This is a genomic window from Terrabacter tumescens (genome assembly GCF_014646815.1).
GTDB classification, from domain to species: Bacteria; Actinomycetota; Actinomycetes; order Actinomycetales; family Dermatophilaceae; genus Terrabacter; species Terrabacter tumescens.
Map to the genome: position 1 here is coordinate 294674 of NZ_BMNZ01000003.1, position 22759 is coordinate 317432.

Below are 22759 nucleotides of genomic sequence, written 5' to 3' on the forward strand. Positions count from 1 at the left end.
TCGTCAGGCGGTCACGCGTGCTCCATCGTGGCGACCATGAAGGCCTGCCACGCCTCGCGGGAGTCGGCCAGCTCGCCCGGCCCACCGGCCTTCTCGAGGATCTGCGTCGTCGCGTCCCGGGTCACGTCGTCGAAGTCGCCGGTGATCTGCACGTCGGTGCGACCCCACACGTGGCGGCACATGGCCTGGACGGCCTGCACCTGCGCGTCGGACCGGCGGATGAGGCGCGGCTGCTCCGGTCCGAACCGGCCGAGGTCGACGTGGATGTGGTTGTCGTGCGCCGCGTCGAACAGGTAGGTGAGCACGTCGGCGAACTCGTGGTGCAGCCCGGCAGCCGTGCGCCAGTAGAGCGACAGTCGACGCTTCAGCTCGGTGGCGGGCGCATCGCGCCACTGGTCGTGGCGCAGCGACGTGAGGTCGCGACCGTCGGCACGGAGCCGGGCGATGTCGATGGCCTCGCCGGAGCTGTGCCACGACGTCGACGACCCGCGCACCCACGCCCCGTAGGAACGGATCTCGTCCGGAGCCTGACCGACGTGGCGCCGGTGCAGGGCGAGCCAGCGGTCGAGCCGCGCACCGAAGGGCTCGGTCACGTAGTACGTGGCGGCCCGCCCCGTGACCTCGTAGACGTACGCCGCCGACCCGATGCGCCGCCGCGCTGCGAGGTCGGCGAAGTCCACCGGCTGCGGGTCGATCCGCAGCTCCGGCGGCGACGGCTCGACCAGGCCCGGCAGCTGCGGCAGGGACGGCAGCCCGGGACCGCGCGACACGGCATACGCCCCACCCGCCGCGACGACACCCACGGCGCCCACGGCGCCCAGCGTCAGCAGCCGGCGACGGGACAGGCCCGCACGGTCACCGCCGGTGACGGGTGGCGTGGTGGTCTCACGCTCGCGCGGCTGCTGGCTCATGACTGCTCCAACGCGCGAGGGCCGCCGGCCGATCCCGCCGCGCCGCGTCACGGATGGGCGCGACGTGCGCGACTACGCTCCCGCCATGCCCACCGACCGTGGACCGTCGCGGCGCGCTGTGCTGCTCGGCGGCGCTGCCCTGGCGACCGCCCTCACACCCGGACTTGCCGGCTGCTCGTCCTCGGGCACGAGCGGCCCCGTGCTGTCGGACGGGGTGCTCCCGGACGGCTTCGGCCTCGAGGCGCCACGGTGGCGGATGGCCGTGCCGCGTGCGGCGCGACCGCGAGGTCTCGTCGTGGCGCTGCACGGCTTCGGCGGGTCGGCCGACGACGCGTTCAACCTCGGCTTCGGCGACGCCGTGGAGACCTCGAGGATGGCGCTCGTCTCCGTCGACGGCGGCAACAGCTACTGGCACGCACGCAGCGACGGGAGCGACACCGGCGCGATGGTCCGGGACGCCCTGCTGCCCTTGGCACTCGAGGCGGCCGGGCTGCCTGCCTCGGCCCGGGTGACCCTGCTCGGGTGGTCCATGGGCGGCTTCGGCGCCCTGCTCCTCGCGAGCGACCTCGGCCGCTCACGGGTCTGCGGCGTCGTCGCCGCGAGCGCCGCACTGTGGCTCAAGGGCCGCCAGACGCCGGCGCGAGCCTACGACGGACGCGCCGACTTCGACCGGCACTCGATCTTCAACCGCCTGTCGCAGCTGTCCGGGATCCCGGTGCGCCTCGACTGCGGCACCTCCGACCCCTTCATCGCCGCCAACCGCACGCTCGCGGGACGGCTGCCCGGGGTGGAGGCGCACTTCACTCCCGGCGGGCACGACGACGACTTCTGGGGCGGCAACGTCGCGGCGGAGATGGCCTGGGCCGCCGCGCGGAGCTGAGCGGCGCCAGGCACCACCTGACCCGGCGTCCAGCCGGTCACGACAGGGCGGCGATGGCCTCCGCGGTCGCCAGCACTTTCTGCGCGGTGTCGACGTGGAGGTTCTCGATGAGGCGGCCGTTCAGCGTCGCGACGCCGCGCCCCTGCGCCTGGGCCTGCTCGAAGGCGTCGATGACGGCTCGGGCATCCTCGACCTGGGCCGCGCTCGGGGCGAAGACGTCGTTGGCCGGCTCGACCTGTCCCGGGTGGATCAGCGTCTTGCCGTCGAAGCCCCACTCGCGCCCCTGGCGGGCCTCGGCGAGGAAGCCGTGGCCGTCCTTGACGTCGTTGAAGACACCGTCGACGACGGCGACACCCGCGGCCCGCGCGGCGAGCAGCGCCAGCTGCAGGCTGGTCGCGATGGCGGCACGACCGGGGGCGAACGTCGCCCCGATCTCCTTGTAGAGGTCGTTGGTCCCGAGCACGAGGCACGCGAGCCGGTCGGAGGCGCGCGCGATCTCCTCGGCGTGGAGCACGGCCACCGGGGTCTCGACCATCGCCCAGAGCCTGGTGTGGTCCGGGGCTCCGGCGGCCTCCATGGCGGCCACGAGCAAGCGCACCTCGTCGGCCGAGTTCACCTTCGGGACGACGATCGCGTCGGGGCCTGCAGCAGCCGCCGCGGCGAGGTCCGCGTCGTGCCACTGCGAGCCGAGTCCGTTGACCCGGATCGTCAGCTCGCGTCGACCGTAGTCACCGGATCGCGCTGCGGCGCAAGCATTCTCGCGCGCCGCATCCTTGGCGTCAGGCGCGACGGCGTCCTCGAGGTCGAGGATCAGCGCGTCGACGGGGAGCGTCTTCGCCTTCTCGAGCGCACGCTCGTTGGAGCTCGGCATGTAGAGCACCGAGCGACGAGGGCGGTATGCCATCTGCTGCGTCATCGCGCACCTTCCCGGGCGGCGGGCGCTGTCGGGGGGTCCACGGGGGGCGTGGCCCCCCGTGCGTCGGCATACAGCTCGGCGAGCGCGGGGTCGGTCTGCGAGAGGCGCTCGGCGAGCTCGACGATGACGAGGCACTGCTTGAGGCTCGCGTCGTCCTCCATCTTGCCGTCGAGCATCACGGCGCCGGTGCCGTCTCCCATGGCGGCGACGACGCGGCGGGCGTGCGCGACGTCCTCGGCGGACGGGCTGAAGACGCGCTTGGCGATCTCGATCTGCACCGGGTGCAGCGACCACGTGCCGACGCAGCCGAGCAGGAACGCGTTGCGGAACTGGTCCTCGCAGGCGACGACGTCCTGGATGTCGCCGAACGGGCCGTAGTAGGGGTAGATGCCGTGCATGGCGCAGGCGTCGACCATGCGCGCGATCGTGTAGTGCCAGAGGTCCTGCTGCGCGGTGGCACGCGCACCCGTGATGTCGCCGTCCACGGGGTCGGTGCGCACGAGGTAGCCGGGGTGGCTGCCGCCGACGCGGGTCGTCTTCATCCGGCGGTCGGCGGCGAGGTCGGCCGGCCCGAGGGAGAGACCCTGCATGCGCGGCGAGGCCCCGCAGATCTCCTCGATGTTGACCATGCCGCGAGCGGTCTCGAGGATCGCGTGCACGAGGATCGGGCGGGTCAGCCCGGCCTTGGCCTCGAGCTGCGCGAGCAGGCGGTCGACGTAGTGGATGTCCTCGGCGCCCTGCACCTTGGGGACCATGATGACGTCGAGCTTGTCGCCGATCTCGGTGACGAGCGTCGTGAGGTCGTCCAGGGCCCACGGGCTGTCGAGGGCGTTGATGCGCGTCCAGAGCTGGGTGTCCTGGCCGAAGTCGGTGGCCTTGGCGATCTCGACGAGACCGGCCCTCGCCGCCTCCTTGCTGTCGGCCTTGACAGCGTCCTCGAGGTTGCCGAGGAGCACGTCGACGGTGCCGACCATGCCGGGCACCTTCGCGGCCATCTTGGGGTTGCTCGGGTCGAAGAAGTGGATGACCCGGGACGGGCGGGCCGGCACCTGCGTCAGGGGCGTCGGCGCCCCCACCGCGAGCGGGCGGAAGAAGTCCTTGGCGCTGCGCATGGGCGTCAACGTAGCAACGGCCGGTCGGCCCGCGTTATGACGACAGTCACGCGTGCCACCGATATGGGCGGGATCACTATGGTGGCCCTGTGACCGAGCGCGCGACCGAGCCCGTCCCGCAGCCCTCCCGGCAGCCCTCCAAGCAGTCCGCCCCGCAGCCGGAGGGCGAGCGGCGCGACCAGGGCGCGGGCAACTCGGCGGCCCTGCTCGGCGAGGCGATGACGAAGTCCGGCCTGCTGTGGATCGAGGTCGACGGCGACCGCACCTGGCCCGCGTGGCACGTCTGGGACGACGGCGCGGCCCTCGTCGTCAGCGGACCGGGCGAGCAGCCGCTGCCGTGGATGCCGCCGGAGGTCCGGATCATCCTGCGCAGCAAGGACACCGGCGGCCGGCTGCTCACCGTCCGGGCCCACGTGCACGTCCTGGAGCCCGGCACGCCGGAGTGGCAGCGCGCCACCGAGCTGCTCCGGGCCGCACGGCTCAACTCGGTCGACGACTCCCTGACCCGGTGGGCCGCGGAGTGCACCGTGACCGCGCTCGTCCCCTTCGACAGCCCGCTCGAGTCCCCGGGGGCGTATGCCGCCGGCGACCACCGCCAGCCTCCGGCGCGCACCGCGGCGACGACCACGGCGTGGCGCCCCTGGCACTGGGGCGGACGCGGCGAGGAGAAGGCCGAGCGCAAGCGGGCCCGCGACGAGGCGAAGGCCGGCCGTCGCGCCGCGAAGGAGCGGGCCAAGCTGCGCAAGAAGCGCCAGCGACGTGGCACCCGTCGGCGTGGACGCTGACCCCATAGCCTTGCCCCATGAGTGCGAGCACCCGCGTCTTCGTCGCGCGCCTGACCGGACTGAGCGTCTTCGACCCGCTCGGTGACCAGGTCGGGCGGGTCCGCGACGTCGTCGTGATGTTCTCGGTCAACCGGCCCGAGCCGCGCGTCATCGGCCTCGTCGTCGAGGTGCCCGGCAGGCGCCGCGTGTTCGTCCCGATGACGCGCGTGACCTCGATCGACGCCGGCGCCGTCATCACCACCGGCCTGGTCAACATGCGCCGCTTCGAGCAGCGCACCAACGAGGTCCTCGTGGCAGCGGAGCTCTTCGACCGCACCGTGCGGGTGACGACCGCCGAGGCGGTCGAGGCCGGCTTCGCCGACGCGCTCGTCGAGGACATCGCCATCGAGCAGGGACCCCGCCGTGACTGGCTCGGCACCCGCGTCTTCGTGCGCCAGGCGCCCGCAGGGGTGTCCCCCGCCTCCAAGGCGATGTCGCGCCTGACGCGCCGCCGGTCGGGCAAGACGATGCTCGTCGACATCCGCGACGTCGTGGGGCTGCACGAGCAGGCCGGCGCCCAGAGCGCCGAGCGCCTCCTCGAGACCTACGACGACCTCAAGGTGGCCGACCTCGCCGAGGTCATCCACGACCTCAACCCCAAGCGTCGCGCCGAGGTCGCCGCAGCGCTCGACGACGAGCGGCTCGCCGACGTCCTCGAGGAGCTGCCCGAGGACGACCAGGTCGAGATCCTCGCCGGCCTGGCCAACGAGCGCGCTGCCGACGTCCTCGAGGCGATGGAGCCCGACGACGCCGCCGACCTGCTCGCCGACCTGCCGCCCGAGCAGGCCGAGGAGCTGCTCCAGCTCATGGAGCCCGACGAGGCCGCGCCGCTGCGTCGTCTGCTCGCCTACGACGAGAAGACCGCCGGCGGCATGATGACGACCGAGCCGGTCATCCTGGGTCCCGAGGCGACGATCGCCGAGGCCCTGGCGACCGTCCGCCGCGAGGAGCTCGCCCCGGCCCTCGCCTCGATGGTCTACGTCTGCCGCCCCCCGCTCGAGGCGCCGACCGGCCGCTACCTCGGCCTCGTCCACATCCAGCGCCTGCTGCGCGAGCCGCCCCACGGCGCCGTCGGGTCGATCATCGACAAGGAGATCGAGCCCGTCGTCGCCACGGCCTCGCTCGAGACCGTGACGCGCACGCTCGCGACCTACAACCTCGTCTCGCTCCCCGTGGTCGACGACGACGGGCGGCTCATCGGGGCGGTCACGGTCGACGACGTGCTCGACCACATCCTCCCGGAGGACTGGCGCGAGGAGCGGCATGAGCTGGGGGTGAAGCCGTGAGCGAGCGCGCCGAGCGTCGCCCCGGCCCCCGCGCCGTGCGCGGCGACAAGCTCGACCAGCCGCAGGAGCAGCGCGCACGGGTGCTGCCGCGGATCACCCTGACCCAGGAGGCGTTCGGCGTCCTCTCGGAGCAGTTCGCGCGCTTCATGGGGACCGCGCAGTTCCTCATCGGCATGACGGTCTTCGTCGCCGCGTGGATCGCCTGGAACGTCCTGGCCCCGCGGTCGCTCGTCTTCGACGAGTTCCCCTTCATCTTCCTGACGCTCATGCTCAGCCTGCAGGCGTCGTATGCCGCGCCTCTGATCCTCCTCGCCCAGAACCGCCAGGCCGACCGCGACCGGGTCGCCCTCGAGCAGGACCGGGCCCGCGACGAGCGCAACCTCGCCGACACCGAGTTCCTGACCCGCGAGGTCGCCTCGCTGCGTCTCGCCCTGCGCGAGCAGGCCACCCGTGACTTCGTGCGCTCCGAGCTGCGCTCGCTCCTCGACGAGCTCGAGGAGCGATCGATCGTCCGCGCCGCCGAGGACGACGCGAGGGACAACCGGCACTGACCGTGAGCGAGCGCACTCCGGCCGTGGTCCGGGGGCCTCGGCACGACGCATACGATGGAACACATGTCTGTCGCACTGCCCAGCCGTGACGCCATGCTCACGGCCCTGTCGAAGGTCAACGACCCAGAGATCCGCAAGCCGATCACCGAGCTCGGCATGGTCAAGTCGGTCGAGATCGACGACGCCGGCAAGGTCGACCTCGCGATCTTCCTCACCGTGTCCGGGTGTCCCATGAAGGAGACCCTGACCAAGGACTCGAGCAACGCCCTGCTCGCGCTCGACGGCGTCACCTCGGTCGAGGTCGAGCTCGACGTCATGAGCGACGAGCAGCGCGCCGAGCTGCGCTCGCAGCTGCGCGGCGGCGCCCCGGAGAAGGAGATCCCCTTCGCCAAGCCCAACAGCCTCACGCGGGTGTATGCCGTCGCGTCCGGCAAGGGCGGCGTCGGCAAGTCGTCGGTGACCGTCAACCTCGCCGCCGCCATGGCCGAGCAGGGTCTGCGCGTCGGCGTCGTCGACGCCGACGTCTACGGCTTCTCGGTGCCGCGCATGCTCGGCGTCGAGCAGCGCCCGACACAGGTCGACGACATGATCCTGCCGCCCATCAGCCACGACGTGAAGGTCATCTCGATCGGCATGTTCGTGCCCGGCAACCAGCCCGTCGTGTGGCGTGGGCCGATGCTGCACCGCGCGCTCCAGCAGTTCCTCGGCGACGTCTTCTGGGGCGACCTCGACGTGCTGCTGCTCGACCTCCCGCCCGGCACCGGCGACATCGCGATCTCCGTCGCGCAGCTCATCCCGACCGCCGAGATCCTCGTCGTGACGACGCCGCAGCAGGCCGCCGCCGAGGTGGCCGAGCGAGCCGGCTCGATCGCGCTGCAGACGCACCAGCGCGTCGTCGGTGTCATCGAGAACATGAGCTGGCTCGAGCTGCCCGACGGCACGCGCCAGGAGATCTTCGGGTCCGGCGGCGGCCAGGCCGTGGCCGACTCGCTGACCAAGAGCATCGGTGCCCCCGTCGAGCTGCTCGGCCAGATCCCGCTCGACACGCGCCTGCGCGAGGGCGGCGACACCGGCACCCCGGTCGTGCTCGGCGAGCCCGACACGGCTGCGGCCGTGGCGCTGCGCGGCATCGCACGCAACCTCGGCTCGCGCGCCCGCGGCCTCGCCGGCCGCTCGCTGGGCCTCACCCCGGCCGGCCGCTGACCGACCCGGCCGCTGGCTGACCGCGGCTGACGCCCGGCTTGCCCCCGGCTGGCCTCTGCCGCACTCACCCGCTTTCGCCACCGAACGCTGCGTTCGGTGGCGAAAGCATTGTTGGAACAGTGAGCTCGCGACCGAACGCTGCGTTCGGTCTGGTGAAGCGCGGCCAGGCCAGGCCCCGCACGGGCGCGGCGGGCTGTCGCCGCGGGGTGACGCCGGTCAGGCGAGGGAGTCGACCCAGGCGCGGTGGAGGTCGGAGTAGCGACCTGCCCCGGCTGCGACGAGCTCACCCGGCGTCCCGTCCTCGACGATGCGGCCGTGCTCGAGCACGAGCACGCGGTCGGCGTTCTCGACGGTCGACAGGCGGTGCGCGATGACGATGGCGGTGCGCCCCGCGAGGATCGTCCCGAGGGCCCGCTGGACGAGTCGCTCGGAGGGGATGTCGAGCGATGACGTCGCCTCGTCGAGGATGAGCACCGCGGGGTCGGCGAGGAAGGCGCGCGCGAACGCGACGAGCTGGCGCTGGCCGGCGCTGAGCAGCCCGCCCCGGTTGGAGACGGGCGTGTCGTAGCCCTGCGGCAGGGCGGTGATGAACTCGTGCGCGCCCAGCGACCGTGCCGCGGACTCGACCTCCTCGTCCGTCGCGTCAGGCCGGCCGAACCGGATGTTGTCGGCGACGGTGCCGGTGAACAGGTAGCTCTCCTGCGTCACCATGACGACGGCACGGTGCAGGTCCGTGGCAGCGAGCCGACGCAGGTCGACGCCGTCGAGGAGCACCGCTCCCCCGCTCGGGTCGTAGAACCGCGTGGCGAGCTTCGCGATCGTGGTCTTGCCGGCACCGGTCGTGCCGACGAGCGCGAGGGTCTGGCCCGCAGGCACCGTGAGGTCCAGGTCCGGGAGCACGTCGGCGCCCTCGACGTAGGCGAACCGGACCCCGTCGAACCGGATCTCGCCGCGCGGGTCGGCCAGCGGCACCGGGTCGGTGGGCTCCGCGACGTCGGGCACCTCCTCGAGGACCCCGGAGAGCTTCTCCAGGGCCGCCGACGCGGACTGGAAGGTGTTGTAGAACTGCGAGATCTCCATCATCGGCTCGAAGAACTGGCGCAGGTAGAGCAGGAACGCCGCGAGCACGCCTATGGTGACCTCGCCGTGGTAGGCGAGGTAGCCGCCGTAGAGCAGGACCGCGGCGATCGTGACGTTGCCGATGAGGCGGATGCCGGGCATGAACCACGCGACGAGGCGGAACGCGACGAGGTTTGCCCGGCGGTACTGGTCGTTGACGTCGTCGAAGATCGCCTGGTTGCGCGGCTCTCGGCGGAAGGCCTGCACGGCCCGGATGCCGTTCATCGACTCCACGAAGTGGACGATGACGAGCGCGACCTTCTCGCGCGTGGCGCGGTAGCTCTTGGCCGACTCCTTGCGGAACCAGTTGGTCAGCAGCACGAGGGCGGGCCCGCAGAGCAGGGCCACGAGGCCGAGCTTGACGTCCAGGACGAGCAGCAGCACGGAGGTCCCGACGAGGGTGAGGGCGGCCGTCACGAGGCCGTCGAAACCGGTCTCGAGCATCTCGTAGATGGCGTCGACGTCGGAGGTCTGCCGCGAGATGACCCGGCCCGAGGTGTAGCGGTCGTGGAAAGCGGGGCTCAGCTGCTGGAAGTGGCGGAACACCCGGCGGCGGATGGAGAGCAGGATGTCCTGCCCGATCAGCCCGGACCGGACGAGGAAGAGGTTGCGCGACACCGCCTGGGTCACCGTGGCCACGAGCACGAGGGCGACGACGAGCAGCAGCGGGCCGAGGTCGCCGGATGCACGGATGGGCGGGATGCCGGTGTCGATGCCCTCCTTGACGAGGTAGGGGATGGACAGGCGGGCGGCGTTCTCCACGACGACCACGACCATGAGCCACCACAGCGCGCGCCGCCAGGGTCGCAGCACCTCGCCCAGGAGCCGACGGGAGCGGCCGGCGAGCCGGGCCGACGTCTCGGCCGTCAGGTCGCCCTCGATGTCGTCCGAGGCGACGCCGCGCCATTGCTGGGCGGGCGTGCTCATGCGCGCACCTCGTCGCCCGACCGCTGGTCGGCGGCATCCGCCGTGCCGCCACCACCGTCGCCGCCGGCCCCACCGTCCCCGACCTCGGCGTCGACCACGGCGTCCGCGGCCAGCAGGTCGCGATAGGCGGGCACGCTCTCGAGCAGCTCACGGTGCGTGCCCACGTGCGTGATGGTGCCGTCCTCGAGCAGGGCCACGCGGTCGGCGAGCAGCACCGTGGAGGCGCGGTGGGCCACGACGAGGCCGGTGGTCTGCGACAGCACGTTGGACAACGCCTCCTCGACGAGCTTCTCGGTGTGCACGTCCAGGGCCGACAGGGTGTCGTCGAGCACGAGCACCGCCGGTCGGGACAGCACGGCCCGCGCCAGCGCGAGCCGCTGGCGCTGACCACCGGACAGCGACAGCCCCTGCTCACCGATGCGGGTGTCGAGACCCCACGGCAGGTCGTGGACGAAGCCGGCCTGGGCGATCTCGAGGGCGGCGAGCACGTCGTCCTCGGCCGCGTCGGCCCGGCCGAGCGTGACGTTCTCGCGGGCGCTCATCGAGAAGAGGGTCGGCTCCTCGAAGGCCGTGGCCACGAGGCTGCGCAGGCTGACGAGGTCGAGGTCGCGCACGTCGACCCCGTCGATGGTGACGCGGCCGCCCGTCACGTCGAACAGGCGCGGGACGAGGGCCGTCAGGGCCGTCTTGCCGGACCCGGTGGCTCCGACGATCGCGAGCGTCTGCCCCGGCGGCACGTCGAGGTTGACGTCGCGCAGCACCGGCTGGTCCGGAGCGTCGGGGAAGGCGAAGTCGACGTGCTCGAGGCGCAGGTGGCCTCGCGGCGCAGGGACCTGCTGGTCGCCGGCGACGATGTCGGGCTCGGTGTCGAAGATCTCGAGCACGCGCGCGGCGGCCGTCATGGCCTCCTGGGCCATCGCGAGGATGACGCCGAGCGAGGAGACGGGCCACACGAGCGAGAGCAGGAGCGTGATGAAGGCGACGAGCTCGCCGGGTGTCAGGGCGCCGCGGCCCACCCCGATGGCCCCGAGCAGCAGCACGACGACGACGGCGAGGTTGGGGATGACCTCGAGGAAGGTCCAGAACTTCGCCGACAGCCGGACCTTGTCGAGGCTCGTCGCCCGCACCTGGAGCGCGGCCTCGTCGTAGCGCCTGGCCATGTGGTCACCGCGACCGAACGACCGGATGACCCGGATGCCGACGGCCCCCTCCTCGGCGAGGGTCGCGAGGTCGCCCTGCTGGTCCTGCACGCCGCGCGAGACGACGACGTAGGCCTTCTCGAACCGCATCGAGAGCCACACGATGGGTGCTGCCGTGGCGGCTACGACGAGGCCCAGCGGCCAGTACATCGTCAGCAGCACCACCGTCACGACGAGCACCTGCAGGATGTTGATGACGAGGAAGAGCAGCCCGAAGCCGCTGAAGCGGCGGATCGCCGAGAGGTCGGTCGTGACCCGCGAGAGCAGCTGCCCGGACTGCCACCGCGTGTGGAAGCTCATCGGCAGGGCCTGCAGCCGCTCGTAGAGGTCGCGGCGCAGGTCGCTCTCGAGGCCGAGCACGGCATTGGACTGCACCCACCGGCGCACGAAGATGAGGACGGCCTCGAGGACGCCGAGCGCCAGGGCCAGCAGCCCGAGCGGCAGGACGGGCCCGAGCTCGTGCCGCGTGATCGGCCCGTCGATGATGGCGCGGGTCACGAGCGGGATGGCGATGGTGACACCGACACCGGCCAGCGACACCGCGAACATGACGACGAGGGCCCACCGGTGCGGCCGGAGGTAGCCCCGCAGTCGCCACAGGGACCGAACTGAGGCGGGCGGGTGCGAGGTCGGGTCAGCAGGCATCAGCAGTGACCATAACCCCGACGTCCGACAGTGATGCCTCTGGGTCAGAGATTCATCCGGGAGTCCGGGCGGCGCTGAGCGCCCGGAGACCCGGCGAGGGCCTCAGGTGGCTTCGTTGTCCCAGGGGGTCGGGACGGACGGGTCGTGACCCTGCGGCGTGCTCACCGGCTTGTCGACGGCCGGCGACGGCTCGTAGTCCTCGTCAGGGGGTGAGGAGAGCGCGTCGCGCACGATCTTGCGCGGGTCGTACTGGCGCGGGTCGTAGGCCCGCCAGTCGACGTCCGAGAACTCCGGACCCATCTCGTCCTTGAGCTGCTGCTTGGCGCGGTCGGCCATGCCACGGGCCTGGCGGACGAACTTGCCGAACTTCGCGGCGTACTCGGGCAGGCGCTCGGGACCCAGGATGAGGATCGCGAGCAGACCGAGCAGGAGCAGCTCCCACCCGTTGATGTCGAACACAGTCCCTCGCTTCCACGCGTACCGGCTGCGCCATCCTACGGTGGCGAGTCGAGAGCTACTTGGCCGGATCGGCCTCGAGCGTCATCCGGAGCTCGAGCTCCTTGCCGTCACGCTGGACCTTGAGGCTCACGGTGTCCCCGACCGCCCTCGCGCGGATCGACACGATGAGCTGGTCGGGGGTCCGGATGCGCTTGCCCTCGAAGCCGACGATGACGTCGCCCGGCTTGACGCCGGCCTTGGCCGCCGGGCCGCCGGAGGTCACGGCGTCGGCCTTGTCGTCGACCTGGGCTCCCTCGCCGGAGAAGGTCCGGTTGAGCTGGACGCCGATGACCGGGTGGGTGGCCTTGCCGGTGGTGATGAGCTGGTCGGCGGTGCGCCGGGCCTGGTCGCTCGGGATGGCGAAGCCGAGGCCGATGCTGCCACCGGTCGAGCCGCTCGTGCCGGGCACGCGGGCGATGGCGCTGTTGACGCCGATGACCTTGCCCGTCATGTCGAGCAGCGGACCGCCGGAGTTGCCGGGGTTGATCGCCGCGTCGGTCTGGATCGCGTTGATGTAGGACGCCTCGCCCGGGTCGCCCGGCTGGACAGGCCGGTTGAGCGCGCTGACGATGCCCGTGGTGACGGTCTGGTCGAGACCGAGCGGGGCACCGACCGCGATGACCTGGTCACCGACGACGACCTGGTCGGAGGCACCGAGGGTGAGCGGCTTGAGGTCGGTGCGGTTGATCTTGAGCACGGCGAGGTCGTAGCTCGTGTCGCGCCCGACGATGGTGGCCTTCTCGGTGTCGCCGTTGCTGAGGACGACCTCGATGTCGCCGTTGACGCCCGGCTCGACGACGTGGTTGTTGGTCAGCACGTGGCCCTTGGTGTCGAGCACGAAGCCCGAGCCGGTCGCCGAGCCCTGGCTGCCCGCGTCGACCTTGATCGTGACGACGCTCGGGAGCGCGACGGCGGCGATGTTGGCGACCGAGCCCGCGGGCCGCTGGGTCGCGCCCGGACCGGGCTGGGGCAGCGTCGAGCCGCCGAGGTTGACGCGGTCGTCGACGAGCTGGCCGGCGACGCCACCGATGACGCCGGAGAGCAGGCAGAGGGCGACGATCCCCGCCCCGAGGCGTCCGCGCCCACGTCGACGCGCCGGAGCCGGTGCGGTCAGCAGCGTCCCGGCGGCCGACGCGCCCGCGCTCGGGTCATCCGCGGGGCCGGGAGGGACGGGGCCTGCGTATGCCGTGTGCCCGGCTGCCGCTGCACCGCTCGTCTCCGGGGCGATGGGGTCTGCAGGACTGCCCGCACCGGAGGCGGGGGCAGCACCAGCAGCAGCGGGCCCGGTCGCGGGATCGGCGGCCGCGGGCGGCGCGTACGCGGAGCGGTGGGCCTGCTCCGCGAGGGCGTCGGCTCGGTCGCTCCCCCACGCGGAGTCGGCGCGGGCCGGGACGCCCGCGCCATCGTTGGGGTGCTCGCCGCCGAAGACATCGAACCAGGCGTCGTCGCCCTGGGGCTCGGTGCGGCGCGACGGGATGGCCTGCGTGTCGTGCAGGTCGATGATGCCGGTCTGCTCCCTCGCGGGAGTCGGCGCGAATTCGTCGCCGGACACGGCCCCTGGGTCGTGGGGCACCGCGGGCTCGGGAGCTGCCGTCGGCTCGGGGCCCGGCGTCGTCGGCTCGTCGCTCATGGACCTGATTGTGCCGAACGGACGTTGGTGACCCGCACCGGGGCGACGAGGCCGGTGCTCGTGCCGAGCACCCGGTTGGACGACCGCGTGGTCACGACCCAGTAGGGGACGTTGCCCGCGCCGATGTCACCCGAGCCGCGGGCCTGGTCGCGGGTGACCGGCGTGACACGGTCGCTGCGCAGCACGGAGCCGCCGAAGTTCACGGCGCTGACGGAGCTGTCGCCGAAGCTGGCCACCGGACCCCGGACCGACGGGGTGCGCGAGCCGGGCACCGGCGCGATGGCCAGCCCCCAGGCCGCGGCGACCGAGGCGCCGGCGGCGATCGAGGCCACGACCGCGGCCCGCATCGGCGAGCGGTGCAGGGCGGGAGCGGTCGGGCGCACGGTCGGCACGGGCTCGTAGGACGGGGCGGACGGCATACGGAATCCGGCCGGTGGCAGAGGGATCCGCGGACCCCGCGACACCTGCGGAGCCGGCTGGGGATCGCCCGACGGGGCGGCCGCAAGGCCCATGAGCGAGGTGCGCAGGCTCATCGGGACGCCGGTGTCGGAGCGCAGGGCGGCCACGATGCGGCGCTCCTGGTCGGCTGCCGCACGGCAGACGGTGCAGCAGACGAGGTGCTTGTCGTAGAGGTGCAGCATCGCCGGCGGCAGGGCGCGGTCGACGTAGGCCCGGACGTGGCCCTTGAGGTGCGGCGTCACGACATCACCTGCCGGTCCTAGCGCGAGCTCGCGGCGACGCGGCGGCCGGGCAGGCGCAGGCCTGCACGCGCGGCGCGCGACTCGGGCTTGGCGGGACGGGCCGCCGCGGCGACCTCGGGGGCGCGGTGCGCGAGGGCCTCGCGCAGCTGGGCGCGGCCGCGGTGGATGCGCGAGCGCACGGTGCCGAGCTTGACGCCGAGCGTGGCGCTGATCTCCTCGTAGGAGAGGCCCTCGATGTCGCAGAGCACGACCGCGGCACGGAACTCCGGCGCGAGCGCGTCGAGCGCGCGCTGGACGTCGTCGTCGAAACGGGCGTCGTGGTAGGTCTGCTCGGGGCCCTTCTCGTAGCTCGGGAGACGGCCGGCGGCGTCGTCGGGCAGGGAGTCGAAGCGGATGCGCTGCTTGCGACGCATCTTGTCGAGGAAGACGTTGGTCGTGATGCGGTGCAGCCAGCCCTCGAAGGTGCCCGGCTGGTAGGAGTGCAGCGAGCGGAAGACGCGCACGAACACGTCGTGCGTCAGGTCCTCGGCGTCGTGCGGGTTGCCCGTGAGGCGGTAGGCCAGGCGGTAGACGCGCGCCGAGTGCTGCTCGACGATCTCCTCCCACGTGGGGGGAGTCCACGTCGAGTCGGCCTGCTCCACCGAGGTGGGAGAGGTGGACGTCACGCTGGTGCTCACGAGGAGGAGGGCCTTTCACGGGGAGGAGTCAACGACTTGAACGCCGTCTGCGCTTGATTCGTTCCCGACGATCGTCTCGGATGGGGCTGTCCGGCCGCCAGCCGGAACCTGTGGTTCTGCTGTGGGTGGGCGCTCACCTGGTTCGTGCCCTGCCCACAGCGCCCGCTCACGGCGCCTGCTCGCTGCCGTCGTGCGGGACCGCCTCGTGGTGGGCCCGACCGTGCGTGCGCCGGTCCTCCTTCATCTCGGCCTCGAAGAGGTGGCGGCGACCCCCGACGAGGTCGTCCCGTGCGGAGGCTTCGAGGCGCTTGAACGTCGCGTAGTAGTCGTCGTCGTACTCCTCGACGACCTGGAAGGTCCACCGGCCCTGGACGACGTTGCGCCCGACGAGCTCGGTCTGCAGGCGGTCGGCGAGCTCGCCATGGCCGGCCTCGCGGAAGAGGTCGACGGCCTCCCCCAGCGTGAGGTCGGCCATGCCGGACAGGCGGTGGAAGCCGTAGAGGTGGCCGCGGGCGTCCTCGACGACCTCCAGGGCCTCGGACAGCTTGCCGAGGGCCTCGACCGTGGCGTCGTCGACGCCCTGCGGACGCCGGTGCTCCGTGGTCGGCTTGTCCTGTTCGTCCATGACCTGATCCTTACCCCGATCGGGGCGACGGGGTGCCGGAAGCGCCCATCTGGTCACAGTAGGGTGACGAACATGAGCACCCAGAAGGTCGCCGCGTGGTCGCACGCCGAGGAGTTCGTCACCCCGAGCGAGCAGGTCGAGGAGGCCACCCACCGCGGTGAGGAGCTCGGGGCCCCCGCCGTCGGCAACGGGGTGGGTGCCGTGCTCCAGATGCTCGCCGCGGCCACCGGGGCCAAGGCCGTCATGGAGATCGGCACGGGCGCCGGCGCCTCCGGCCTCTGGCTGCTCGGCGGCATGCCGGTCGACGGCATCCTCACCACGATCGACCTCGAGACCGAGCACCAGCGGGCCGCCCGCGACGCCTTCGCGGCCGCCGGCATCGCCCACCAACGCACCCGCGTCATCGCCGGCCGTGCCCTCGAGGTGCTTCCCCGCATGACCGACGGCGCCTACGACCTCGTCGTCGTCGACGCCGACAAGGAGGAGTACCCCGACTACCTCGCCCAGGCCACGCGCCTGCTGCGCCGGGGCGGCACGCTCGTCATGACGTGGTCCGACAAGGAGTCCGACCCCGCCAACCGCGACACCGAGACGCGCACCCTGCGCGAGGTGGGCCGCACCATCCGCGACCACGACCAGTTCATCGTCTCGCTGCTGCCCGTGGGCGAGGGCCTGCTCGTCGCCGTCAAGCGCTGAGTCGCTCGCGACGCCCGGGTCGACCGGGACGACCGGGATCACGTATGCCGGGTGGCCCGCCACGCGGCATACGTGATCTCTGTCCGGGGTAGCGAAACGGCCCCCGACCGTGAGGTCAGGGGCCGTCGAACCTGGATCAGGCGGAAGGGTCAGTTGACGCCGTCACAACCCTGGATCGCGTCACGCAGAGCTGCAGCTTCGTCGGGGGTCATCTCGACGACGAGTCGCCCGCCGCCCTCAAGGGGCATCCGCAACACGATGCCGCGGCCCTCCTTGACGACCTCGAGCGGGCCATCGCCGGTCCTCGGCTTCATTGCTGCCATGGTTCCCCTTCCCTAGGAATCCTCGGTCTTTGGCACCATTATTCCGTGTCTCGTTTGCGAGACCTAATTGGGGATGTGACAGAGGGCACGTCACGGCCCCTGCGGGCGGGCCACGCTTCCGCAACGGGACGGATTGGGACAGAGTGACGCCCATGACGCAGACGCCCGAGTCCCCCTCCACCGCCGCCTCGCCGGAGCCGCTGCTCGTCGACGTGGCCGACGGCATCGCGTGGCTCCGGCTCAACCGGCCCGAGGCGATGAACAGCCTCGACAACGCGCTGAAGGACGCCCTCGTGGCGGCGCTGCGCGAGGTCGGCGAGGACCCGGCCGTGCGGTGCGTCGTGCTCACCGGCAGCGGTCGCGCCTTCTGCGTCGGGCAGGACCTCAAGGAGCACGTGCGCAGCCTCGGCGACCCGAACTCCACGCTCGCCACGACCGTCACCGACCACTACAACCCGATCGTCATCGCGCTGTCGACGATGAACAAGCCCGTGGTGGCTGCGCTCAACGGCGTCGCGGCCGGTGCGGGCCTCAGCTTCGCGCTCGCCTGCGACTTCCGCATCGCGTCCGAGCGCGCCGGCCTCAACACCTCGTTCGCCGGCATCGCGCTCTCGTGCGACTCGGGCGCCTCGTGGACGCTGCCCCGGCTCGTCGGGCCCGCGCGCGCCAAGGAGCTGCTGCTGCTGCCGCGCACCGTGCCGGCCGCCGAGGCCCTGGCCCTGGGCCTGGTGACGAAGGTCGTGCCCGACGACGAGCTGGAGTCGGCGGTGACCGAGCTGGCCCGGACGCTGGCCGACGGTCCGACGCTGGCCTACGGCTCGATCCGCCGCGCCGTGGCGTACTCGGCGAGCGCCGACCTCGCCGACGCCCTGGCCAACGAGGCGGAGCTGATGGCCCTGACCGGTGGCAGCAGCGACCACCGCGCCGCCGTCGACGCCTTCCTCGCCAAGGAGAAGCCCACCTACACCGGCGCCTGACCCCAGGCCGTCCGCGGCCGTCACGGTCTGCGCCGGCTCTCGTCGAACGGATGGGCCGTGCCCGACGGATGACGGTGCCGATGGTCCTGCGTCTGGTGTGGTGATCACCCCACCAGGCGCAGGACCATCCGGCGGACCATCGGCCGGCTCTCAGCCAGCCCGCTCGAGCGGCAGTGTCGGCCGCGCCGTCGCCGTGACTGGCGCGCGCGTGCCAGTGCGTGCTGCCTCCGCGTGGGCCAGCTCGATCCGGGCGAGCTGGGCCTTCGGGTCGCGCGCGAGCGCCGACGGTGTCACACCCACGACGACGACCCGCGCGGCTGACAGGTCCGACGCCTGCTCGACGGTGTCGTCCCAGTCCAGGCCGTCGGCATGGAACGCCCTCGACTGCACCAGTACGGCCATGCCGACGTCATCCAGCCAGACGTCGGGTGAGGTGAGGAGGCGCCCTCCCGGCCCGGTCAGCACCGGGTTGGCCATCGGCTCGGGCAGCCGGTCCGAGGTGCGGAGCAGTGCCAGCAGGTCGGCCTCCGGAGCGGACCAGGCGCCGGCGGCGACCTCCGCAAGCACCCGACGCAGGCGTCGCGAGTGCTGGCGCCCCCGCGCGTCGACCCAGTGCTCGAGGTCATCGAGCCGGACGAGCCGGCGCTGCACCGCCTCGATCACCAGAGCCCGCGCGCTGCGCTCGTCGGGGGTCTCGACCGCAGCGTCGACGACGGCTCTGGCGAGGCATCCGAGCCGGAGGGACCCCCGCGGCACGAGTGGCTCCCCGAGCAGGGTCGTGCTCCGGATGTCGACCCACGCGACACGACGGGATCGACGCGGCGCCGGCACGAGGACCCGGATCGGAAGCCGGGCCTGACAGGCCCGCAGTCCGTGCAGTGCCGCAGCGGTCGAGCCTGCCAGCCACGCGCCGTCGCCTCCGAACAGCTGCGCGGCGACGAGCCGTTGCTCCTCGGACGGCAGACCGGTCTGGAGGACATAGATCCCCGGTAGCAGCAGCCGCCAGTCCCGGCCGACGCGCCAGCGCAGCGTCTCGCGGCTGACACCGGACGCGAGAAGCTGGGTCCGGGTCAGCACCCCGCACTGGGTCCGGGCGAGATCCAGGGCCGTCTCGGTGAGCGCCATGCCTGGAGACTGGAGGCAGCGGAGTGTCGACGTCTGCGAGCCGCACGGGGCTGTGGACAGTCGAGGCCGGGTCGGGCCGGGTGTGGACGGCGGCTGCCGCATGGGCCGACCCATCGCGTGCGGGATGGTCCTGCGCCCGGTGGGGTGATCGCCACACCGGGCGCCGCATCATCGGCAACCTCATCCGAGCTGCTCGACCACGGGCGGTCGGGAGCCGGTCGGGGCTCGGTCCAATTCGGCCAGGTCAGGTCAGGTCAGGTCACGGGGGGTAGTCGCTCGGGGGGACGAAGCGCCACAGGATGTCGGTCCAGTAGTACTGGCCGACGATGCTGAGCAGGAGCAGCGGGACGAACCGCCAGAGCAGCCGCTTCCACGTGTTGCCGCGGCGGTCGGCCCACCCGGCTCCGAGCACGACCACGAGGATCGGGAAGAGCGGCACGACGTAGCGGAAGATGCTCGTGAACGGGTCGAGCACCGCCGCGAGGTAGGCGGGGTAGGCCAGCGTCCACGTGCGCAGGCCCGCACCGAGGGCCCGGGCCCAGGGGCCGGCCATCATCGCGACGATGAGGAGCGGCACGGCCACGAGCAGCACCGGCCCCCAGGTGTCGCCCAACGCGTACTTCGACATTCCCCACCACGGCGTGAAGGGCTCGACCGTGCCCGACCCGCGCCACGTCGCCATCGTGTCGGTGTAGGCCGAGCGGACCCCCGTGCGCCACCACGCGATGGCGGGCCACAGCAGTCCGGCCACACCGCAGCCGACGAGGGCGGCGAGCATCGCGGCATACGTCCCCCTCGTGATCGGCCGCTCGCGCCGGGCCCGCCAGCGCAGGACGACCACGACGAGCGTCACGAGCCCGAGCGGCACGGCGATCGGTCTCGAGAGGCCGACGAGCAGCGCGACGGCCGTCGCGACGAGCCACCGCTCCTTCGCGAGGGCGTAGAGGTAGGCGACGAGGAGCAGCATCGCGAGCGACTCGGTGTAGGCCAGCTGCAGCGTCACCGACGCCGGGAAGCTCGCCCAGAGCGCCACGACGAGGTAGGCCGCGGGGTCGCCGATGCGCTCGCGCAGCAGCAGTCCCATGAGCACGGCCGCGCCCGCACCGCAGAGCAGCGCGATCGTCGAGCCGACGGCCGGGAAGCCGAGCCCCGTCACGGCCATGACGGCGCGCGCCATGAGCGGGAAGAGCGGGTAGAACGCCCACGGGTTCTGCTGGACGGAGCCGCCCTCGCTCCTCGGCAGCTCGGACGGGTAGCCGGTGTGCGCGATGGTCTGGTACCACTGCCCGTCCCAGAGGGCCGTGAAGGGGAAGTACGACACCGGCACGTCGTCGCCACCGGTCATGCCGGAGGGCACCTGGTGCTGCATGACGACGAGCAGGATCGTCGTCGTGACGACCCGCGCGAGGGCGTAGAGCGCGAGCACCCAGGCGATGAACGCGCGGCGGGGCCGCAGGGCGAGCGCCTCGGTCATGTGGTGCGTTCGCGGCCGACCGTCGAACCGGACTGCTCGGACTGCTCGGACTGCTCGGACTGCTCGGGCGACTCGGACACGGGCGTCTCGGCAGCCTCGTCGGCCTCGGTGGGTCCGGTCGGCTCGGCGGCCTCAGAGTTCCCAGGTGACTCAGGGGCAGCGACGGGCGCGTCGCCCCGCAGCACCGCGATCTCCTCGTCCTTTTCGCGCAGCTCGCGCCGGAGCCGGTCGACGACGCCGTCGACCTGACTCATCCGGTAGCCGCGGGCCCCGACGTCGAAGACGAGGTCGTCGAAGTCGGCGTCACGGATGGGCTCGTCGGGCAGCGGCTCGTGGCTGAGGCTCGTCGCGGCCCGCCCGAGGCCGCCACCGGCGAGACCGAGGATCAGGGCGACGACGAAGCACAGCACGATGATCCCGACGAAGAGGATGAACCACTTCACGAGGCGGGCTCCTCGTAGGTTCGGATCGCCTGCACGGCCTCGTGCGGGTCGTCGGTGAGGATGATGCGGTCGAGGTCGGCGGAGCTGATCATCCCGGCCGCGAGCACGGTGTCGCGCATCCAGTCGATGAGGCCCTGCCAGTAGGAGACGCCCATGAGCACGACGGGGAACTCGGTGACCTTCTGCGTCTGCGCGAGGGTGACGGCCTCGAAGAGCTCGTCGAGGGTGCCGAAGCCGCCCGGCAGCACGATGAAGCCGCGGGAGTACTTGAGGAACATGACCTTGCGGGCGAAGAAGTAGCGGAAGTTGATGCCGAGGTCGACGTACTCGTTGAGGCCGGTCTCGAAGGGCAGCTCGATGCCGAGCCCGACCGAGGTGCCGTCGGCGTGGAAGGCGCCCTTGTTGGCGGCCTCCATCGCGCCGGGGCCGCCGCCGGTGATGACGGCGTAGCCGGCCTCGGCGAGCAGGCGCCCGACCTCGACACCCATGGCGTATGCCGGGTGGTCGGCTCCCATGCGCGCGGAGCCGAACACGGCGACGGCCGGCCCGAGCTCGGACAGCGTGCCGAAGCCCTCGACGAACTCGGACTGGATGCGCATGACCCGCCACGGGTCGGCGTGCAGCCAGTCGGTGGGCTGGCGTGCCTTGAGGAGCCGCTGGTCGGTCGTCGTCGCCGGCACCTTGTGACCGCGCAGGGTCACCGGTCCGGTCTGGCGGCGGTCGAGGTGCGGGCTCCCCGGCGCGGCGGCCGTGCCAGGCACGTCAGGCACGTCGGGCACGTCGGGCGCGTCGGGCACGGGCTGGTGGTCGGTCACAGCGCCACCCTATGCAACGGGCTCGGCGCGCTCACCCGAGCCAGCGCACCAGCGCGGCCTCGGCGTCGACGTACTGGTGGGTGGGGCAACGCTCGTCGTCCATGTGGGCGAGGTTGGGGTCGCCGGGGCCGTAGTTGACGGCGGGGATGCCGAGCGCCGAGAAGCGCGCCACGTCGGTCCAGCCCTCCTTGGGGTTGACCTCGACGCCGAGGGCGTCGATGAACGCCTGCGCGGCCGGCAGGTGCAGCCCCGGGCGGGCGCCGTCGGCGGCGTCGGTCAGCGTCACGTCGAAGCCCTCGAAGACCCGGCGCACGTGGGCCAGCGCCTCCTCGGTGTCCTTGTCGGGCGCGTAGCGGTAGTTGACCGTGACGGTGCAGAGGTCGGGGACGACGTTGCCCGCGATGCCGCCGGCGATGCCGACCGCCTGCAGCGCCTCGTGGTAGTCGAGCCCGTCGACGGTGATCGTCTCGGCCTCGTAGGCGGTCAGGCGCGAGAGCACCGCGGCCGCGTCGTGGATGGCGTTGTGGCCCTTCCACGGCCGGGCCGAGTGGGAGGCGATGCCCTTGGTGACGATCTCGACCCGCAGGGTGCCCTTGCAGCCGCCCTCGATCGCGCCGTTGGTCGGCTCGAGGAGCACGGCGAAGTCGCCGGCGAGCAGGTCGGGGTCGGTCTCGGCGAGGATGGCCAGCCCGTTGTACTGCCCCTCGATCTCCTCGCACTCGTAGAAGAGGAAGGTCAGGTCGCGGGTCGGCTCGGCCACCTCGGCCGCGATCCGCAGCATGACCGCCACGCCGCCCTTCATGTCGACGGTGCCGCGGCCCCACAGCTCGCCGTCGACCTGGCGCGTCGGCAGGTTGGGCACCGACGTGAGCGGCACGGTGTCGATGTGCCCGGCGAGCACGACCCGCTCGCTGCGTCCGAGCGACGTCCGGGCGACGACGGTGTTGCCGTGCCGCGTGACCTCGAGGTGGGCCAGCGGGCTCAGGGCGGCCTCGATGGCGTCGGCGAGCGCCGCCTCGCCCTGGCTGACGGACTCGATGTCGCACACCGCTGCCGTCAGCGTCGTGACGTCCGCCGACAGGTCGAGCGCGGGGGACGCGTCGGAGGCGGCGCGGCTGGTCGGGTCGGCGGACGAGGAGGTCGACGGCATACGCGGAAGGTTATCCGGAGCGGGCGACGCGAGCGCGGAAGGACTCCGGCCA

23 protein-coding genes are annotated in these 22759 nt (G+C 72.4%); 7 read left to right on the plus strand and 16 right to left on the minus strand.

Annotated features, from left to right (window positions below; genetic code table 11):
• Window positions 1-11 precede the first annotated feature (11 nt).
• Window positions 12-911 carry an extensin family protein gene (locus IEY30_RS08725; RefSeq protein ID WP_052358330.1) on the minus strand — a complete coding sequence of 300 codons (900 nt, stop codon included), beginning with the start codon at window positions 909-911 and terminating at the stop codon, window positions 12-14.
• 85 nt (window positions 912-996) lie between these two features.
• Between IEY30_RS08725 and IEY30_RS08730 the strand changes: the two genes are divergently transcribed.
• Complete coding sequence (locus tag IEY30_RS08730; protein ID WP_030194510.1) at window positions 997-1791, plus strand: alpha/beta hydrolase-fold protein; 795 nt, start codon at window positions 997-999, stop codon at window positions 1789-1791.
• Between the two features lie 37 nt (window positions 1792-1828).
• Here the strand turns inward: IEY30_RS08730 and IEY30_RS08735 are convergent, their stop codons facing one another.
• A complete protein-coding gene (locus IEY30_RS08735; protein WP_030194508.1) occupies window positions 1829-2707 on the minus strand; it encodes an HpcH/HpaI aldolase/citrate lyase family protein in 879 nt (292 codons plus the stop codon).
• Window positions 2704-3819, minus strand: coding sequence for an HpcH/HpaI aldolase/citrate lyase family protein (locus tag IEY30_RS08740; RefSeq protein WP_052358328.1), 1116 nt, complete (start codon window positions 3817-3819; stop codon window positions 2704-2706). The genes IEY30_RS08735 and IEY30_RS08740 overlap by 4 nt, the downstream gene beginning before the upstream one ends.
• 89 nt (window positions 3820-3908) lie before the next feature.
• Here IEY30_RS08740 and IEY30_RS08745 point away from each other — a divergent pair, with 89 nt between their 5' ends.
• The 4 genes from IEY30_RS08745 (at window position 3909) to IEY30_RS08760 (ending at window position 7683) form a co-directional block, all read left to right on the plus strand.
• Window positions 3909-4604, plus strand: coding sequence for a hypothetical protein (locus tag IEY30_RS08745; RefSeq protein ID WP_188960119.1), 696 nt, complete (start codon window positions 3909-3911; stop codon window positions 4602-4604).
• Window positions 4605-4621: 17 nt separating this feature from the next.
• Window positions 4622-5929: a magnesium transporter MgtE N-terminal domain-containing protein gene (locus IEY30_RS08750; RefSeq protein WP_030194505.1), complete on the plus strand. Its 1308-nt coding sequence runs from the start codon at window positions 4622-4624 to the stop codon at window positions 5927-5929.
• A complete protein-coding gene (locus IEY30_RS08755) occupies window positions 5926-6480 on the plus strand; it encodes a DUF1003 domain-containing protein (RefSeq protein WP_030194502.1) in 555 nt (184 codons plus the stop codon). The genes IEY30_RS08750 and IEY30_RS08755 overlap by 4 nt, the downstream gene beginning before the upstream one ends.
• A 63-nt stretch (window positions 6481-6543) precedes the next feature.
• A complete protein-coding gene (locus IEY30_RS08760) occupies window positions 6544-7683 on the plus strand; it encodes an Mrp/NBP35 family ATP-binding protein (protein ID WP_030194500.1) in 1140 nt (379 codons plus the stop codon).
• A 216-nt stretch (window positions 7684-7899) separates the two neighbouring features.
• On the opposite strand, the gene IEY30_RS08765 is transcribed toward IEY30_RS08760, so the two are convergent.
• From IEY30_RS08765 to IEY30_RS08795, 7 genes are all read right to left on the minus strand, one after another.
• Window positions 7900-9729 carry an ABC transporter ATP-binding protein gene (locus tag IEY30_RS08765; protein ID WP_030194497.1) on the minus strand — a complete coding sequence of 610 codons (1830 nt, stop codon included), beginning with the start codon at window positions 9727-9729 and terminating at the stop codon, window positions 7900-7902.
• The gene (locus IEY30_RS08770; protein ID WP_081920344.1) at window positions 9726-11573 is read right to left on the minus strand and encodes an ABC transporter ATP-binding protein; all 1848 of its coding nucleotides are present in this window, start codon (window positions 11571-11573) and stop codon (window positions 9726-9728) included. Before IEY30_RS08770 ends, IEY30_RS08765 begins: the two co-directional genes overlap by 4 nt.
• Window positions 11574-11675: 102 nt before the next feature.
• On the minus strand, window positions 11676-12032 hold the full coding sequence (locus IEY30_RS08775) for a twin-arginine translocase TatA/TatE family subunit (RefSeq protein WP_030194489.1): 357 nt from the start codon (window positions 12030-12032) through the stop codon (window positions 11676-11678).
• Between the two features lie 55 nt (window positions 12033-12087).
• Window positions 12088-13701, minus strand: a complete 1614-nt coding sequence (locus IEY30_RS08780; protein ID WP_030194488.1) for a S1C family serine protease — start codon at window positions 13699-13701, stop codon at window positions 12088-12090.
• Window positions 13698-14402, minus strand: a complete 705-nt coding sequence (locus IEY30_RS08785) for an anti-sigma factor (protein WP_030194486.1) — start codon at window positions 14400-14402, stop codon at window positions 13698-13700. Before IEY30_RS08785 ends, IEY30_RS08780 begins: the two co-directional genes overlap by 4 nt.
• A 17-nt stretch (window positions 14403-14419) precedes the next feature.
• Window positions 14420-15079 carry an RNA polymerase sigma factor SigE gene (gene sigE / locus IEY30_RS08790; protein ID WP_052358326.1) on the minus strand — a complete coding sequence of 220 codons (660 nt, stop codon included), beginning with the start codon at window positions 15077-15079 and terminating at the stop codon, window positions 14420-14422.
• A 166-nt stretch (window positions 15080-15245) separates the two neighbouring features.
• Window positions 15246-15704 carry a hypothetical protein gene (locus IEY30_RS08795; RefSeq protein WP_030194480.1) on the minus strand — a complete coding sequence of 153 codons (459 nt, stop codon included), beginning with the start codon at window positions 15702-15704 and terminating at the stop codon, window positions 15246-15248.
• A 72-nt stretch (window positions 15705-15776) separates the two neighbouring features.
• On the opposite strand from IEY30_RS08795, the gene IEY30_RS08800 reads away from it, so the two are divergent.
• Window positions 15777-16400, plus strand: coding sequence for an O-methyltransferase (locus IEY30_RS08800; protein WP_030194477.1), 624 nt, complete (start codon window positions 15777-15779; stop codon window positions 16398-16400).
• Window positions 16401-16549: 149 nt separating this feature from the next.
• Here the strand turns inward: IEY30_RS08800 and IEY30_RS08805 are convergent, their stop codons facing one another.
• A complete protein-coding gene (locus tag IEY30_RS08805; protein ID WP_013493416.1) occupies window positions 16550-16723 on the minus strand; it encodes a DUF3117 domain-containing protein in 174 nt (57 codons plus the stop codon).
• Window positions 16724-16875: 152 nt separating this feature from the next.
• Here IEY30_RS08805 and IEY30_RS08810 point away from each other — a divergent pair, with 152 nt between their 5' ends.
• Window positions 16876-17700, plus strand: coding sequence for an enoyl-CoA hydratase/isomerase family protein (locus IEY30_RS08810; RefSeq protein ID WP_030194474.1), 825 nt, complete (start codon window positions 16876-16878; stop codon window positions 17698-17700).
• Between the two features lie 150 nt (window positions 17701-17850).
• Here the strand turns inward: IEY30_RS08810 and IEY30_RS08815 are convergent, their stop codons facing one another.
• The 5 genes from IEY30_RS08815 to dapE all read right to left on the minus strand — a co-directional run bounded on the left by IEY30_RS08815 (window position 17851) and on the right by dapE (window position 22707).
• Entirely contained in the window at window positions 17851-18825 is a 975-nt protein-coding gene (locus IEY30_RS08815; RefSeq protein WP_030194471.1) for a hypothetical protein, read from the minus strand.
• Window positions 18826-19084: 259 nt separating this feature from the next.
• Complete coding sequence (locus IEY30_RS08820) at window positions 19085-20299, minus strand: putative hexosyltransferase (protein WP_030194468.1); 1215 nt, start codon at window positions 20297-20299, stop codon at window positions 19085-19087.
• Entirely contained in the window at window positions 20296-20742 is a 447-nt protein-coding gene (locus IEY30_RS08825) for a hypothetical protein (protein WP_043416078.1), read from the minus strand. The genes IEY30_RS08820 and IEY30_RS08825 overlap by 4 nt, the downstream gene beginning before the upstream one ends.
• Window positions 20739-21503: an LOG family protein gene (locus IEY30_RS08830; RefSeq protein WP_052358373.1), complete on the minus strand. Its 765-nt coding sequence runs from the start codon at window positions 21501-21503 to the stop codon at window positions 20739-20741. Before IEY30_RS08830 ends, IEY30_RS08825 begins: the two co-directional genes overlap by 4 nt.
• Window positions 21504-21588: 85 nt before the next feature.
• Window positions 21589-22707: a succinyl-diaminopimelate desuccinylase gene (gene dapE, locus IEY30_RS08835; RefSeq protein WP_030194460.1), complete on the minus strand. Its 1119-nt coding sequence runs from the start codon at window positions 22705-22707 to the stop codon at window positions 21589-21591.
• Window positions 22708-22759: the final 52 nt, after the last annotated feature.